Genomic DNA, 14814 nt, shown 5'->3' on the forward strand with positions numbered 1-14814 from the left:
AAGCCGCTTCGAAGAAGCGGCTTTTTTATCGTCTCGGCGCTCGAACGAGCGACGAACAAGCGGCGCGCAAGCCATGCCCGCGAGCGCGGCCCGATGCGTCGCGCCGCGTCAAGCCGGCGCGGGCTGCCGGCGCGTCGTGCGCGACCTCGGGAAGCGCACGGTGAACGTGCTGCCGCGGCCCTCCTCGCTTTTCACTTCGAGCGCCGCGTCGTGGCGTTGCAGCACGTGCTTGACGATCGCGAGCCCGAGACCGGTGCCGCCCGTGTCGCGCGAACGGCTGCGGTCGACGCGATAAAAGCGCTCCGTGAGGCGCGGGATGTCGGCGAGCGGAATGCCCAGGCCGCTGTCCGTCACCGAGAACACCGCGCTGCCCTGCTCCAGATGCCACGACAGATGCACCGTGCCGCCCTCGGGCGTATAGCGCACCGCATTGGTCGCGAGATTGCCGAGCGCGCTCAGGATTTCGGTTTCGGAGCCGGTGAGGCTCAGGCTGTCGTCGATCTCGGCCGTGATGCGGTGATGGCCGCCCGACAGCGTTTCGGCGTCCTCGCGCACATGGACGAGCACGGCGCGCATGTCGATCATCTGATCGCCGGGCAGGCGGCCCTCGCCTTCGAGCTTCGCGAGCACGAGCAGGTCGGTGACGATGTGATGCATGCGCGACGCCTGCTGCTCCATCAGCTCCAGATAGCGGTTGCGCTCGGCATCGGAGAGCGGAATCTCGCGCATCGTTTCGAGAAAGCCGGAAAGCACCGTGATCGGCGTTTTGAGTTCGTGCGAGACGTTGGCGACGAAATCGCGCCGCATGGAGTCGGTGCGCTCCAGTTCGGTGATGTCCTGCGAGAGCACGAGCTTGCGGTTGTCGCCGTACGGGAACACCTGCACGGAAAGCACGTTCTGCCGCTTCGCGCCCATGCCGCGCATGATGAGCATGTCCCTGTAGTCGTGCGAATTGAGGTAGCGCACGAAGTCGGGCTGGCGCACGAGATGCGTGATGTGCTGGCGCAGATCGCGCCTCGCGTCGAGCCCGAAATGGACTTCGCTGATGGCGTTGCACCATTCGATCTGGTCGTGATCGTCGAGCATCGCCACACCGTTCGGCGAAGCCTGGATCGCCTGAATGAAGCGCGAATGCTGCTGCTCGACCTGGCGCACCTGCGCGTGCCAGCGCTTCGCGAGCTTGTGCAGACGGTAGTAGATTTCGCCCCAGACGCCGGGGGCGCTCGGCACTTCGCCATAGACCGGCGCGTCGAGCAGGCGCCAGAGGCGCTGCTTGTGGAAGGTGCTGAAAAGCATTTGCGCGACGAGCACGACGACGGCCACGCCGAGCGCGGCCTTCACGCCGAACACCGCGCCCACGCCCGTGCATGCGAGCGCGAGCAAGACGATCGAAACCAGGGAGCGCGCCCAGATGATGTTCATGTTCCTGCGATCGAAAAAAGACAGTCGGATGCGGGCACGCGACATCGTGCGGCCGTCGCCGGCAAGAAGCGGCGGCCAACCGGCAGCGCCGCGCGGTGCTTCGCCCGCGGCGCGCCCTTACCTTGCGTCACTGCGTCAATCAGGCGCTTTTCGCGAGACGGTAGCCGCTGCCGCGCACCGTTTCGATCATAGCATCGCACCCCGCGGGCTTGAGCGCGGCGCGCAGACGCTTGATGTGTACGTCCACGGTGCGCTCCTCCACGAACACGTGGTCGCCCCACACCTGATCGAGCAGTTGCGTGCGGCTGTGTACGCGCTCGGGATGCGTCATGAAAAAGTGCAGCAGGCGGAACTCGGTCGGGCCGAGATCGAGCTTGATCTCGCTGCCCTGCGCGTGCGCCGCGACGCGATGCGTGGCCGGATCGAGCTTCAGACCGTTGATCGCCACCACGTCTTCCGTGAGTTGCGGCGCGCGGCGGCGCAACACCGCCTTGATGCGCGCCATCAGCTCCTTGGGCGAGAACGGCTTGGTCACGTAGTCGTCGGCGCCGATTTCCAGACCCAGCACCTTGTCCTGCTCGTCGCCGCGCGCGGTCAGCATGATGATCGGAATATGCTTCGTGCGCTCGTTGTTGCGCAGGTCGCGCGCGAAGTTGACGCCCGACTTGCCCGGCAACATCCAGTCGAGCAGGATCAGATCGGGCAGCACGTCGCTGATCAGGTTTTGCGCCTGCTCCGCGTTGTAGGCGCGGATCGGGCAGTGACCCGCATGTTGCAGGTTCACCGAAATCAGCTCGGAAATCGCGGGCTCATCTTCGATGACGAGAATGCTGCTGGGCATCGGCACCTCTAGTGACCTTTTGGCCTCGTGGACCAGTAATCTGAAAACGATGGATTAGCTGAGCGCTTCGCGTTCGAGCGCGTCGCGCGACTTGTGCCGCACGTCGGTGCCCTTGACGATGTAGATGATGAATTCCGCGATGTTCTTCGCGTGGTCGCCGATCCGCTCGATCGCCTTGGCGATGAACAGATAGTCGAGACCCACGGAGATCGTGCGCGGATCTTCCATCATGTAGCTCACGAGCTTGCGCACGAAGGCGCGGAATTCCTCGTCGATCGCCTTGTCGTCGCGCACGATCTGCGCGGCCGCCACGGTGTCGAGGCGCGCGAACGCGTCGAGCGCGCGACGCAGGATCGACACGGCCATTTCGCCCGAAACCTTGATTTCGGCGATGTTGACGGTGCGCGAGGCGCCGTCTTCCATCAGGCGCTTCGTGCGCTTGGCGATCTTTTCGGCTTCGTCGCCGGCGCGCTCGAGATTGGTGATGGTCTTCGAGATGGCGAGCACGAGGCGCAGGTCGCGCGCGGCCGGCTGGCGGCGCGCGATGATATTGCTGCACTCTTCGTCGATCTCGACTTCCATCGTGTTGAGGCGGTCTTCCGCGGCAATCACGCGCGCGGCGGCTTCGCCGTCGAACTCGTTCAACGCCTGCATGGCCGTGATGATCTGCGATTCGACGAGGCCGCCCATTTCGAGAACCTTCGACGAAATGAGATTCAGGTCGGCGTCGAACTGGCTGGAGAGATGCTTGTCGGACATGATTTCCTCCTTCGACGCTTAACCGAAGCGACCGGTGATGTAGTCTTCCGTTTCCTTGCGGACCGGCTTGATGAAGATTTTCTCGGTGTCGCCGAATTCGATCAGCTCGCCGAGATACATGTAGGCGGTGTAATCCGAGCAACGCGCGGCCTGCTGCATGTTGTGCGTGACGATCACCACCGTGTAGTCGCTCTTGAGTTCCGCGATCAGTTCTTCGATACGGCCCGTGGAGATCGGGTCGAGCGCCGAGCACGGCTCGTCGAGCAGCAGCACTTCGGGACGAATGGCAATGCCGCGCGCGATGCACAGGCGCTGCTGCTGACCGCCCGACAGACCGTAGCCGCTCTGGCCCAGCTTGTCCTTCACTTCGTTCCACAGCGCCGCCTTGGTGAGCGCCCATTCCACGCGGTCGTCCATTTCCGGGCGCGACAGCGTTTCGAACATCTTCACGCCGAACGCGATGTTGTCGTAAATCGACATCGGGAACGGGGTCGGCTTCTGGAACACCATGCCGATGCGCGCACGCAGGAGCGAGATGTCGCGCTTCGTGGTGAGCAGGTTCTCGCCGTCCATCAGGATTTCGCCTTCGGCGCGCTGCTCGGGATAGAGCGCGAACATCTTGTTGAACGTGCGCAGCAGCGTGGACTTGCCGCAGCCCGACGGGCCGATGAACGCCGTCACCTTGCCTTCGGGAATCTGCAGGTTGATGTTCTTCAGCGCGTGGTACTTGCCGTAGAAGAAGTTGAGATCCTTCACTTCGATCTTCGGCGTGCCGAGCGCCGGCAGACGGCCGTTCTGGGCGGGGTCGGCGGGCTGGAATCCAGCCGAGGGCGCGGTGCCGTGCGCGGCGGTGTTGAGGTGACTCTCTGCCATGTTCATCGGATGACTCCGCCCTTACTTGTTCGAAAAGACCGTGCGCGCGAGGACGTTCAGGCCCAGCACGCCCAGCGTGATCAGGAAAACGCCGGCCCACGCGAGCGATTGCCACTGCGAAAACGGGCTCATCGCAAACTTGTAGATCGTGACCGGCAGGTTCGCCATCGGTTGATTCATGTTCACGCTGAAGAACTGGTTCGACAGCGCGGTGAAGAGAAGCGGCGCGGTTTCGCCGGCGATGCGCGCCACGGCGAGCAGCACGCCCGTCACGATGCCCGCGATCGACGCCTTCAGCGTGATCGAGAGCACCATCTTCCACTTCGGCGTGCCGAGCGCGAAGGCCGCTTCGCGCAGCGCGTTCGGCACCAGCTTCAGCATGTTTTCGGTCGTGCGGATCACGATCGGAATCTGTAGCAGCGCGAGACCGATCGCACCGGCCCAGCCGCTGAAGTGGCCCATCTTCGCGACCACGAGCGCGTAGACGAACAGACCCACCACGATCGACGGCGCCGACAGCAGAATGTCGTTGATGAACCGCGTCACGCTCGCGAGCCAGCCCTTCTGGCCGTATTCGGCGAGATAGATGCCGGCCAGGATGCCGATCGGCGTGCCGACCGCGGTCGCGATCGCCACCAGCAGCAGGCTGCCGACGATGGCGTTGGCGAGGCCGCCGCCGTCGGTGTTCGGCGGCGGCGTCGACTGCGTGAAGAGGTCCACGGACAACCCGCCGATGCCGAGCGAAATGGTCGTGTAGAGAATCCACACGAGCCAGAGAATGCCGAACGCCATGGCGGCGAGCGAAAGCGTGAGCGCGATCGCGTTGGTCACGCGGCGGCGCCCTTGCAGCTTGCCGCGCATGCGTTCGAGGTCGGCGCCGTAAATCGCGCCGGGAATCTTCATCAACGGTTCGCTCATCGCGCACCCTCCGACTTTTCAAGGCGCAGCAACATGAGCTTCGAGATCGACAGCACGATGAAGGTGATCACGAAGAGAATCAGGCCCAGCTCCATCAGCGCGGCCGTGTGCAGGCCGGGACTCGCTTCCGCGAATTCGTTCGCGAGCGCCGAGGTGATGCTGTTGCCCGGCGAAAAGAGCGAAACGTTGTCGAGCAGATTCGTATTGCCGATCACGAACGTCACGGCCATGGTTTCGCCGAGCGCGCGGCCGAGGCCGAGCATCACGCCGCCGATCACGCCGGTCTTGGTGAACGGCAGCACGATCTTCCACATGACTTCCCACGTCGTGCAGCCGATGCCGTATGCCGATTCCTTCAGCAGCACCGGCGTGACTTCGAACACGTCGCGCATGACCGAGGCGATGTACGGAATGATCATGATCGCGAGAATCACGCCCGCGCACAGAATGCCGATGCCGATGGGCGCGCCCTGGAACAGCGCGCCGATCACGGGAATGCCGCCGAGCAGCACGCCAAGCGGCTTTTCGAAGTACTGCGCGAAGATCGGCGCGAACACGAGCAGACCCCACATGCCGTAGACGATCGACGGGATCGCGGCCAGCAGTTCGATGGCGATGCCGAGCGGGCGGCGCAGCCAGGCGGGCGAAAGCTCGGTGAGGAACAGCGCGATGCCGAAGCTCACGGGCACGGCGATGATGAGCGCGATGATCGAGGTGGCGATCGTGCCGTAGATGGGCACGAGCGCGCCGAACTGCTCGCTGGGCGGGTCCCAGTCGGCAGTCCAGAGGAATGAGAGACCGAACTTCTGGATCGTCGGCAACGAAGAGACGATCAGCGACACGATGATGCCGCCGAGCAGCAGCAGCGTGACGATGGCGGCGAGGCGCGTGAGGCTGCCGAAAATGATGTCGCCTGCCGGGCTGGGCGCCTTCTGTTGCGCGGCGTTGCCGGGCGGGTTGGACACGAGCGGGACGTCGGACATGGTGACCTGGTTCCAGTTGCCGCGGGCATGAGGCTCGCGACGTTGATGCAGCCGCCAGGCTGCAGATCGCCCGGAATCCGGCCTGAGCCGGACGACGGGCGGCACTTCGGGACAGCTTGCGCAGGGGCTTCGGGCGGCTTTCCACAAGCGAGAGGGCCGCGCGCGTCACGCGGCGGCCCTTTCAAGCTTTTCGCCTGACGCTGACCTTACTCGGCGACTGCCTTGCCGCTTGCGTCCTTGACCTTCGCCTTCCACTGCGTTTCGATTTCGCTCACGACCGATTGCGGCAGCGAGATGTAGTCGAGGCTGTCGGCAGCGGGCGTGCCGTTCTTGAACGCCCAGTCGAAGAACTTGAGCGTTTCCTTGCCCTGTTCCGGCTTGTCCTGTGCCGTGTGCAGCAGCACGAACGTGGCGCCGACGACCGGCCATGCTTCCTTGCCCGGCTCGTTCGTCAGGATCTGGTAGAACGACTTCTTCCAGTCCGCGCCCGCGGCCGCGGCCTTGAACGTGTCCGTGCTCGGCTGAACGACCGCGCCCGACTCGTTCTTCATGGCAGTGTAGACCATGTGATTTTGCTTGGCGTACGCCCACTCGACGTAGCCAATCGCGCCCGGCAGGCGCTGCACGAAGGCCGCGACGCCGTCGTTGCCCTTGCCGCCCGTGCCCGTCGGCCAGTTGACCGTGGCGCCTTCGCCCACCTTGCTCTTCCAGTCGGCGTTGACCTTCGAGAGGTAGTTCGTCCAGATGAAGCTGGTGCCCGAACCGTCGGCGCGGCGAACCACGGCGATGTCCAGATCCGGCAGCTTGACCTTCGGATTCAGGGCGACGATGGCCGGATCGTTCCACTTCTTGATCTTGCCGAGGTAGATGTCGCCGAGCACCTGGCCCGACAGAACGATTTCGCCCGCCTTGACGCCCGGCACGTTGATCGCCGGCACGACGCCGCCCACCACCGTCGGGAACTGGAACAGGCCGTCCTTGGCCAGTTCGTCGTCCTTCAGCGGCGCGTCCGAACCCGCGAAATCGACGGTCTTGGCCTGAATCTGCTTGATGCCGCCCGACGAGCCGATGCCTTGGTAGTTCACCTTGCCGCCGCCCGACTTTTGATAGGCATCTGCCCATTTCGTGTAGATCGGTGCTGCGAAGGTGCTGCCCGCGCCGGTGATGTCAGCAGCCTGCGCTGCGATCGCGAAAAGCGCGCCAGCAACGCCAGCGAGCGCGGTTTGCATCAATTTCATGAGACCTCCAGGTGTGTGAGCGGATGAACGACACCGCGAAGCTTAGGGGCTCTCTGTGACAGTACCGTGACGATTCATGAAGACGCCGTGACAATCCCATTACTGGCTGAAAGGCGAAGCGATGCGGCGCGTCAGGCGAGCGCGCGGGAGAATGAAGGGAGCGCCGCGCCGGCGGGCGGGCGTGCGAAGGCCGCCGGACGGGCATTCCGGCGAAGTGGGGGCCAAAACGAAAAGGCCGGGCCACAGCAGCCCGGCCATCAGGAAACCCGCGAGTGAAACGTTTGCAGAATTCTGCTTCTGCTGCAAAAAAGGCGCGAAAAAAGAAAGGATGCGTTTCGGATGCGGCCCGCAGCGCGACGCCGCGCCGTCCTTTTTCAGGGCCGGCCGGGCTCAGGCAATCGCGCGCTTGACCGTGCCGGCAATCGCTTCGGCGTAATGGTTCGCGTCGCGCTCCTCGCGCGCCTCGACCATCACGCGCAGCACCGGCTCCGTCCCGGAAGCGCGAATCAGCACCCGGCCCCGGCCCTGGAGTTCGGCCTGCGCCGCCGCGATCGACTGCTGGATTTCGGCGTTGCTTTTCCAGTCGGCGCCCTGGGCGATGCGCACGTTGATGAGCTTCTGCGGAAAGAGCTTCACGCCGTCGAGCAGCGCGCCGAGCGTCTGGCCGCTGCGCTTCATCGCGGCAAGCACGAGCAGCGCGGAAACGATGCCGTCGCCGGTCGTGTGACGATCGAGCGAAAGAATGTGGCCCGAGCCTTCCGCGCCGAGCTGCCAGCCCTTTTCGCGCAGTTGTTCGAGCACGTAGCGGTCGCCCACGTTGGCGCGCACGAACTGCACGCCGAGGCCGTCGAGCGCCTGCTCCACGGCGAGGTTGGTCATGAGCGTGCCGACCGCGCCTTCCACCTTGCCCTCGGTCGCGATACGGTCCTTCACGAGCACGTAGAGCAGCTCGTCGCCGTTGTAGAGACGGCCTTGCGCATCGACCACCTGGAGACGGTCGGCGTCGCCGTCGAGCGCGATGCCGAGATCGGCGTGATTCGCGCGCACCGCGCGCACGAGCGCATCGGGCGCGGTGGCGCCCACGCCGTCGTTGATGTTGAAGCCGTTGGGCGAAACGCCGATCGGGATGACATCGGCGCCCAGTTCGTGAAACACATGCGGGGCGATGTCGTAGGCCGCGCCGTTCGCGCAGTCGATCACGAGTTTGAGGCCGCGCAGGTTGAACGCCTGCGGAAACGTGCTCTTGCAGAACTCGATGTAGCGGCCGCCCGCGTCGTCGAGGCGTCGTGCGCGGCCGAGCCGCTCGGAGGGCGCGCATTCGAGCGGCTGCTCGAGCTGCTCCTCGATCTGGTGCTCCACTTCGTCGGGCAGCTTGTTGCCGTCGGCGGAAAAGAACTTGATGCCGTTGTCGTAGTACGGATTATGCGAAGCGCTGATCACCACGCCGGCCGAGAGGCGCAGCGCGCGCGTGAGATACGCGATGCCAGGGGTGGTCATCGGCCCGGCCAGCATCACGTCGATGCCGGCCGCCGAGAGCCCGGCTTCCAGCGACGCCTCCAGCATATAGCCCGAGATGCGCGTGTCCTTGCCGATCAGCACCGACGGGCGCGGCCCCGAGGTCGCGGCCGAACCCGCCAGCACCTTGCCCGCGGCATAACCGAGCCGCAGCACGAAATCCGGCGTGATCGGCGCCTCGCCGACCTTGCCGCGCACTCCATCCGTACCGAAATAACGACGTCCCATCTCTTGATCCTCGATCTGATGCAGCTTGCTTGATCCTGCCAGTTTGTCTTGTGCTTGCGCCGCTTCGCCGCCGCGCGCCCGATACGTCGAGCGTCAGGCGTCATGCGCTAAACGTCGTATTACGCTTGCATCGCGTCACGCATGGCCGCCCACACCTTGAGCGCGTCCACCGTGGGCGCGACGTCGTGTACGCGGATGATCGCCGCGCCCCGCTCCGCCGCGCACACCGCCGCCGCCACGCTCGCCGCGACGCGTTCGGGCGCGGGCCGATTCACGAGCGCCCCGAGCATCGACTTGCGCGACATGCCCGCGAGAACCGGATACGGCGCGACGCCGGGCGCCACGTCGGGCGCGGTCTCGCGCAAATGGGCGAGCAGCGCGTAGTTGTTTCCGATCACCGACTTGCCGAAGCCGAACCCGGGGTCCACGCTGATACGCGCCTTCACCACGCCCGCCGCCTCGAGTTCGGCGCAACGCGCGGCGAGAAACTCGCGCACCTCGCGCACGACGTCGACGTAATCGGGTTCGCGGGCCTGCATCGTCTGCGGCTCGCCCAGCATGTGCATGACGCACAGCCCGCAATCGCTGCCGCGCACGGCCTCGACCGCATCCGGCATGCGAAAGCCCCAGATGTCGTTGATGAGGTCCGCGCCCGCCGCAATGGCATGACGCATGACCTCGGGCTTGTACGTGTCCACCGAAAGCGGCACGTTCGCGTGCTTGAGTTGCTCGACGAGCGGAATCACCCGGGCGAGTTCCTCGTCGAGCGGCACGGGCGGCGCGCCTGGCCGCGTCGACTCGCCGCCGATGTCGATGATGTCGACGCCGTCGCGCAACATGTGTTCGGCGCGGCGCAGCGCGTCGTCGAAACCGAGGTAGCGACCGCCGTCGGAAAACGAATCGGGCGTGGCGTTGAGAATGCCCATTACGAGCGGCCGCTCGAACGTCAACGTGAAACGGCCGCACGCTAGCGGCTGAGGTGGGAGATTACCTTGCGGGCGGAGCTTGGGCACGTCAATAAGCGTCAGAAGTGAAACAAGATGCGACGACGCAACGAAATGGCGCGAACCCGCGGCATTGCTGCGCCAGAAATACAAACGGGCCGATGTGTCTCCACACCGGCCCGCAACTTTACTCGATGGGTTATCGCCCGTTCAGGCCGGAGCGGTCGCGCTACCGGGCTTGACCTCGCTGCCCGCGCTGCCGCCCGAGCTGGGCGCGTCGCCCGGCGACGGCGTGCTCTTCGGCGAGCGCGGCGGACGGCCGGCCATGATGTCGTTGATCTGGTCGGCGTCGATGGTTTCCCACTCCATGAGCGCGGCCGTCATCGCCTCGACCTTGTCGCGGTTTTCATCGAGCAGGCGCTTGGCGAGGTTGTACTGCTCGTCCAGCACGCGGCGGATTTCCGCGTCGACCTTCTGCTGCGTCGCTTCCGAAATCGCGCGCGTGAAACCCTTGCCGAACGGGCCGCCGTCGTTCTCGTCGTCGGCGTAGACCATCGGTCCGAGCGCGTCCGTCATGCCGAAGCGCGTAACCATGGCGCGCGCCGTTTGCGTGGCCTTGTTGAAGTCGTCCGAAGCCCCCGTGCTGATGAGGTTCATGAACAACTCCTCCGCCACGCGGCCGCCGAACAGAATGGCCAGGCGATCGAGCAGGTAATCCTTCGAATACGTTTCGTTGTCGTGCTCCGGCAACTGCCACGTCACACCCAGCGCGCGACCGCGCGGAATGATCGTGACCTTGTGTACCGGGTCGGCCTTCGGCAGCAGCTTGGCAATGACCGCGTGGCCCGACTCGTGGTACGCCGTGGCGCGCTTCGCTTCTTCGCGGATCACGGCCGACTTGCGCTCCGGACCCATGAAAATCTTGTCCTTCGCGTCCTCGAAATCCTGCATCTCGACGATGCGTTTGCCGCGGCGCGCGGCAAACAGCGCCGCTTCGTTCACGAGGTTCGCGAGATCGGCGCCCGAGAAGCCCGGCGTGCCGCGCGCGATCACCGCCGCGTCCACGTCGTTGGCGATCGGCACCTTACGCAGATGCACCTTCATGATCTGCTCGCGGCCGCGAATGTCGGGCAGACCGACGTACACCTGGCGGTCGAAACGGCCCGGACGCAGCAGCGCCTTGTCGAGCACGTCCGAGCGGTTGGTTGCCGCGATCACGATGACGCCCGAGTTTGCCTCGAAGCCGTCCATTTCCACGAGCATCTGGTTCAGCGTTTGCTCGCGTTCGTCATTGCCGCCGCCCATGCCGGCGCCGCGATGGCGACCGACCGCGTCGATTTCGTCGATGAACACGATGCAGGGCGCGTGCTTCTTGGCCTGCTCGAACATGTCGCGCACGCGAGCCGCGCCCACGCCGACGAACATTTCCACGAAGTCCGAACCCGAGATGCTGAAGAACGGCACCTTCGCTTCGCCGGCAATGGCGCGCGCGAGCAACGTCTTACCGGTGCCCGGAGGGCCGACCAGCAGCACGCCGCGCGGGATGCGCCCGCCCAGCTTCTGGAATTTTTGCGGATCGCGCAGGAAGTCCACGAGTTCCGAGACTTCTTCCTTCGCTTCGTCGCAGCCGGCGACGTCGGAGAAGTTGACGGCATTGTTGTTTTCGTCGATCAACCGCGCTCGCGATTTGCCGAACGAGAACGCCCCGCCTTTGCCGCCTCCCTGCATCTGCCTCATCATGTAGAACCAGAACACGATGATGAGAATGGTCGGCCCGAGGTAATACAGCGCGGAAACGAGCGCGTTCGGCTCCTCGTCAGCCTTGCCGCTCACCTGCACGTTGTACTTCATCAGGTCGCCGACCATCCAGATGTCGCCGGGAGAGACAATCTGGTATTTCTGGCCGTCCGCCGGAGTGACCGTGAGGTTCCGCCCCTGCACCACGACGCTCTTGACCTTGCCGTTCTTCGCGTCGTCCATGAACTGCGAATAGGAAACGCCTTCCTGGACACGGGGCTTGTCGAACTGCTTGAACACCGTAAACAGCACCAGTGCGATAACCAGCCACACTGCTGCCTTCGAAAACATGTTGTTGTTCAAAGCACCACTCCTTCACTCATAGACGGGCGCCTACATTTGCCTTGCGGCACCACCAAAGCATTCTAATCCAGTACACCGACCCCTGCCATAACGTTTCGCTACCGCAGGAATAGTCACAGCGCCTTGCCCGGCCCGCGTTTCGCACCCGTTGCACGGTCCGCCGGCGCTTCGTACTTTCATCGTGCCCCGTTTAGCCGGGACGCTTTAGCTGTTTGCCCAATATAAACGTTTCGGCCGATTTGTCGCGCGAAGCTTTCGGCTTGCGCGCGGCCACGATTTTGAACTGATGCTTGAATTTTTCGACGATCTGGCTGTAACCGCTGCCGTGGAAGCATTTGACTAAAAGGGCCCCATCCGGTTTCAGATGATTTTGCGAAAACTCGAGCGCGAGATCGCACACGTGTTCAATGCGCGCCGCGTCCGCGGACGCGACCCCTGACAGATTGGGCGCCATATCTGAAATTACAAGATCCACGGGACGGCCATTCACCAATTCCTCGAGTTGGGCGAGCACGTCGTCCTCGCGAAAATCGCCCTGGAGAAACTGCACGTCGGCAATCGGCTCCATCGGCAGCAGATCGACCGCAATAATGGTGCCGTCGATGCCGCCCTGGCGCCCGGTGTCGCGCTTCGCGCCCTGCGCGAGCTTGTTGCGCGCGTACTGGCTCCAGCTTCCCGGCGCCGCGCCTAGATCCACGATCACCATGCCCGGCCGAATGAGCTTGTCCTGCTCGTCGATTTCCTTGAGCTTGTACGCGGCGCGCGCGCGATAGCCTTCCCGCTGCGCGAGCTTCACGTACGGATCGTTGATGTGGTCGTGCAACCACGACGTGTTGAAGCGATTTTTTGCCATTAAAGATGAACAGTTGCTGCGTGATTCCGCGCTTTTGGCGGATAATACGCGTTTTATTCGTGCGGCCGTCGCGGCCCGCCAGGCGGGAAGTCGTGAACTTCCGCAGGCGTCGAGTCCCGCGCCACGCCGTTCCCCACGGTTTTCCGTTGTTCCGTTGCGCCCGCAGCGGGTCTGCCCTGCGCAGCCCTCAGGCGTTCGGGCCGCAGTGTTTAATTCCGGTCCGTCATTCGCCCCGCCGCGCGGCGCCGTTATTTTAGTCGAGTCTGCCACATCCCATGCCCGCCCTTTCCATTACTGCCGAACAGCGTTCCGCCCTTCGCTCCGAGGCCCACGCGCTCAAACCGGTCGTGCTCATCGGCGCCGAGGGACTGACCGACGCCGTCCTCAAGGAAATCACGGTCCACCTCGACGCACACCAGCTCATCAAGGTGCGCGTGTTCGGCGACGAGCGCGAAGAACGCGTCGCGATCTACGAAGCCATCTGCGACCGCCTGAACGCCGCGCCCATCCAGCATATCGGCAAGCTGCTCGTGATCTGGAAGCCCGAAACGCCGAAGGCGAAAACCACCACGGCACGCGCCGGCGCCCGCGGCACCGTGACGCGCCCCGCCGCCGACGTGCCGAGCGCGCGCGAAGCGGGCAAGCGCGGCGCGAGCCCGCGCGTCGTCAAGGTCGTGAAGGCCAGCGACAATCCGATGCGCAAGCCGAAGGCGCAAAAAGTGACCGTCAAGGGCAACGAGCGCGTGACGCAGGGCGGCAACATCAAGCGCGCGAAGAAGCGCCAGACCAGCTCCAAGCGCGGGCACCAGAACGCGAAGTAACGCGCGCAGCCAACCCGTTCAGCAAAAAAGCGCGGCCGTCGAGCCGCGCTTTTTTTCGCCGTCAGCCGCTACGGCGCAAGCCGGATGCGAAACCAACGAGCGCCGGATTCAGCCGCGCACCGCCGACGCCCGTGCCGAAGGCAGCAGCCAGACGAGCCACGCGCCCAGCAGGCTTTCCACCAGATAGAACACGCTCGAGACGCCGTGCAACATGCCGAAACGGCTTGCATAGGCCGAATGCGCGATATCCACGCCGGCCTGTAGCGCGTTCATGCGCATGGCGTTCATGAAGGGTTGCAGCGCGTAATAGCCGAACACCACGCACAGCAGCATGCCGATCAACAGCCAGCGCAGACGGCGATAACCCGCGTCGCCCCGCCGCACGAACAGGTTCGCGAACGCGAGCAGCACGACGCCGGCCACGAGGCCGATCATGCCTTCGATGCGAAAGAGCTGCGCCGCGAGCGCGCCCGCCGTCATGTGATCGAGCGAAGTGAACAGCACCGGCGCGACCGCATAGCCGATGGTCAACTGGCTGCCGACCCACAGCATGGCGATCAGCCCGAAAAGCCGGTGCGGCACGAGCGGCGCCGGCACGGTGGAACTTGCAGAAGTGACGGTACTCACGTGGGCACGCCCCTTAGACGTAGCGAACCTCGATGACTTCGTACTCGCGTACGCCGCTCGGCGCCTGCACTTCGGCGACGTCGCCTTCCGACTTGCCGATCAGCGCGCGCGCAATGGGCGAGCTGACCGAGATCAGGCCGTGCTCGAGATCGGCTTCGTCGTCGCCGACGATCTGATACGTGACGGTTTTGCCCGAATCGAGGTCTTCGAGATCGACGGTCGAGCCGAACACGACGCGGCCGTCGGCCTCCAGCGTGGCGGGATCGATCACCTGCGCGGCGGCCAGCTTCGATTCGATTTCGGCGATGCGGCCTTCGATAAAGCCCTGCTTTTCCTTCGCGGCGTCGTACTCGGCGTTTTCCGAGAGATCGCCTTGCGCGCGCGCTTCGGCGATCGCGTTGATGACCGACGGACGCTCGACGGATTTCAGGCGCTGGAGTTCTTCGCGAAGCTGATCGGCGCCGCGCTTGGTCAAGGGAATCGTGCTCATAAACAACTCGTGTAACGGTTAGCGTTCCGTTTGGACCCTCATTCGGCCCAGCCTGGAACTTTACAAGCCGCGTGAAATACGCGCGGCCAAAAAAAATCACCGCGGTTAAGTGCATTCCGCCAAGGCGGCCGCGCCAAAGGAGCGCAGCGTCGAAACCCTGTTGGAACGCCGCTTAACCGCGGCACATTCAGCTTGTCTGCCT

The 14814-nt window shown here is 64.5% G+C and carries 14 protein-coding genes; 1 reads left to right on the forward strand and 13 read right to left on the reverse strand.

The annotated features are described in order from the left end of the window. Positions 1-108: 108 nt before the first annotated feature. The 11 genes from phoR to U5805_RS19160 all read right to left on the reverse strand — a co-directional run bounded on the left by phoR (position 109) and on the right by U5805_RS19160 (position 12674). On the reverse strand, positions 109-1422 hold the full coding sequence (gene phoR, locus U5805_RS19110) for a phosphate regulon sensor histidine kinase PhoR (RefSeq protein WP_322105064.1): 1314 nt from the start codon (positions 1420-1422) through the stop codon (positions 109-111). Between the two features lie 139 nt (positions 1423-1561). After that, positions 1562-2263, reverse strand: a complete 702-nt coding sequence (gene phoB, locus U5805_RS19115; protein WP_322105065.1) for a phosphate regulon transcriptional regulator PhoB — start codon at positions 2261-2263, stop codon at positions 1562-1564. Between the two features lie 54 nt (positions 2264-2317). Further along, positions 2318-3022 (reverse strand): phosphate signaling complex protein PhoU, encoded by a 705-nt coding sequence (phoU, locus tag U5805_RS19120; protein WP_035522773.1) that lies wholly within the window; start codon positions 3020-3022, stop codon positions 2318-2320. An 18-nt stretch (positions 3023-3040) separates the two neighbouring features. Continuing rightward, the gene (gene pstB / locus U5805_RS19125) at positions 3041-3901 is read right to left on the reverse strand and encodes a phosphate ABC transporter ATP-binding protein PstB (protein ID WP_415914632.1); all 861 of its coding nucleotides are present in this window, start codon (positions 3899-3901) and stop codon (positions 3041-3043) included. Positions 3902-3916: 15 nt separating this feature from the next. Beyond that, positions 3917-4813, reverse strand: coding sequence for a phosphate ABC transporter permease PstA (pstA, locus tag U5805_RS19130; RefSeq protein WP_322105067.1), 897 nt, complete (start codon positions 4811-4813; stop codon positions 3917-3919). Further along, positions 4810-5796, reverse strand: coding sequence for a phosphate ABC transporter permease PstC (pstC, locus tag U5805_RS19135; protein WP_322105068.1), 987 nt, complete (start codon positions 5794-5796; stop codon positions 4810-4812). Before pstC ends, pstA begins: the two co-directional genes overlap by 4 nt. 206 nt (positions 5797-6002) lie before the next feature. Beyond that, complete coding sequence (gene pstS, locus U5805_RS19140; RefSeq protein ID WP_322105069.1) at positions 6003-7034, reverse strand: phosphate ABC transporter substrate-binding protein PstS; 1032 nt, start codon at positions 7032-7034, stop codon at positions 6003-6005. A gap of 390 nt (positions 7035-7424) precedes the next feature. Then, positions 7425-8777: a phosphoglucosamine mutase gene (gene glmM / locus U5805_RS19145; protein WP_322105070.1), complete on the reverse strand. Its 1353-nt coding sequence runs from the start codon at positions 8775-8777 to the stop codon at positions 7425-7427. Positions 8778-8896: 119 nt separating this feature from the next. Continuing rightward, a complete protein-coding gene (folP, locus tag U5805_RS19150) occupies positions 8897-9703 on the reverse strand; it encodes a dihydropteroate synthase (protein ID WP_322105071.1) in 807 nt (268 codons plus the stop codon). A gap of 228 nt (positions 9704-9931) precedes the next feature. Further along, positions 9932-11821, reverse strand: coding sequence for an ATP-dependent zinc metalloprotease FtsH (gene ftsH / locus U5805_RS19155; protein ID WP_322105072.1), 1890 nt, complete (start codon positions 11819-11821; stop codon positions 9932-9934). A gap of 190 nt (positions 11822-12011) precedes the next feature. After that, positions 12012-12674 (reverse strand): RlmE family RNA methyltransferase, encoded by a 663-nt coding sequence (locus U5805_RS19160; RefSeq protein ID WP_322105184.1) that lies wholly within the window; start codon positions 12672-12674, stop codon positions 12012-12014. 275 nt (positions 12675-12949) lie between these two features. Here U5805_RS19160 and U5805_RS19165 point away from each other — a divergent pair, with 275 nt between their 5' ends. Then, entirely contained in the window at positions 12950-13495 is a 546-nt protein-coding gene (locus U5805_RS19165; protein ID WP_322105073.1) for a YhbY family RNA-binding protein, read from the forward strand. Between the two features lie 108 nt (positions 13496-13603). On the opposite strand, the gene U5805_RS19170 is transcribed toward U5805_RS19165, so the two are convergent. Further along, entirely contained in the window at positions 13604-14077 is a 474-nt protein-coding gene (locus U5805_RS19170; RefSeq protein ID WP_322105185.1) for a DUF4149 domain-containing protein, read from the reverse strand. A gap of 58 nt (positions 14078-14135) precedes the next feature. Next, positions 14136-14612 carry a transcription elongation factor GreA gene (gene greA / locus U5805_RS19175; RefSeq protein WP_322105074.1) on the reverse strand — a complete coding sequence of 159 codons (477 nt, stop codon included), beginning with the start codon at positions 14610-14612 and terminating at the stop codon, positions 14136-14138. Positions 14613-14814 lie beyond the last annotated feature (202 nt).

Source organism: Paraburkholderia sp. J41 (assembly GCF_905220235.1).
GTDB lineage: Bacteria > Pseudomonadota > Gammaproteobacteria > Burkholderiales > Burkholderiaceae > Paraburkholderia.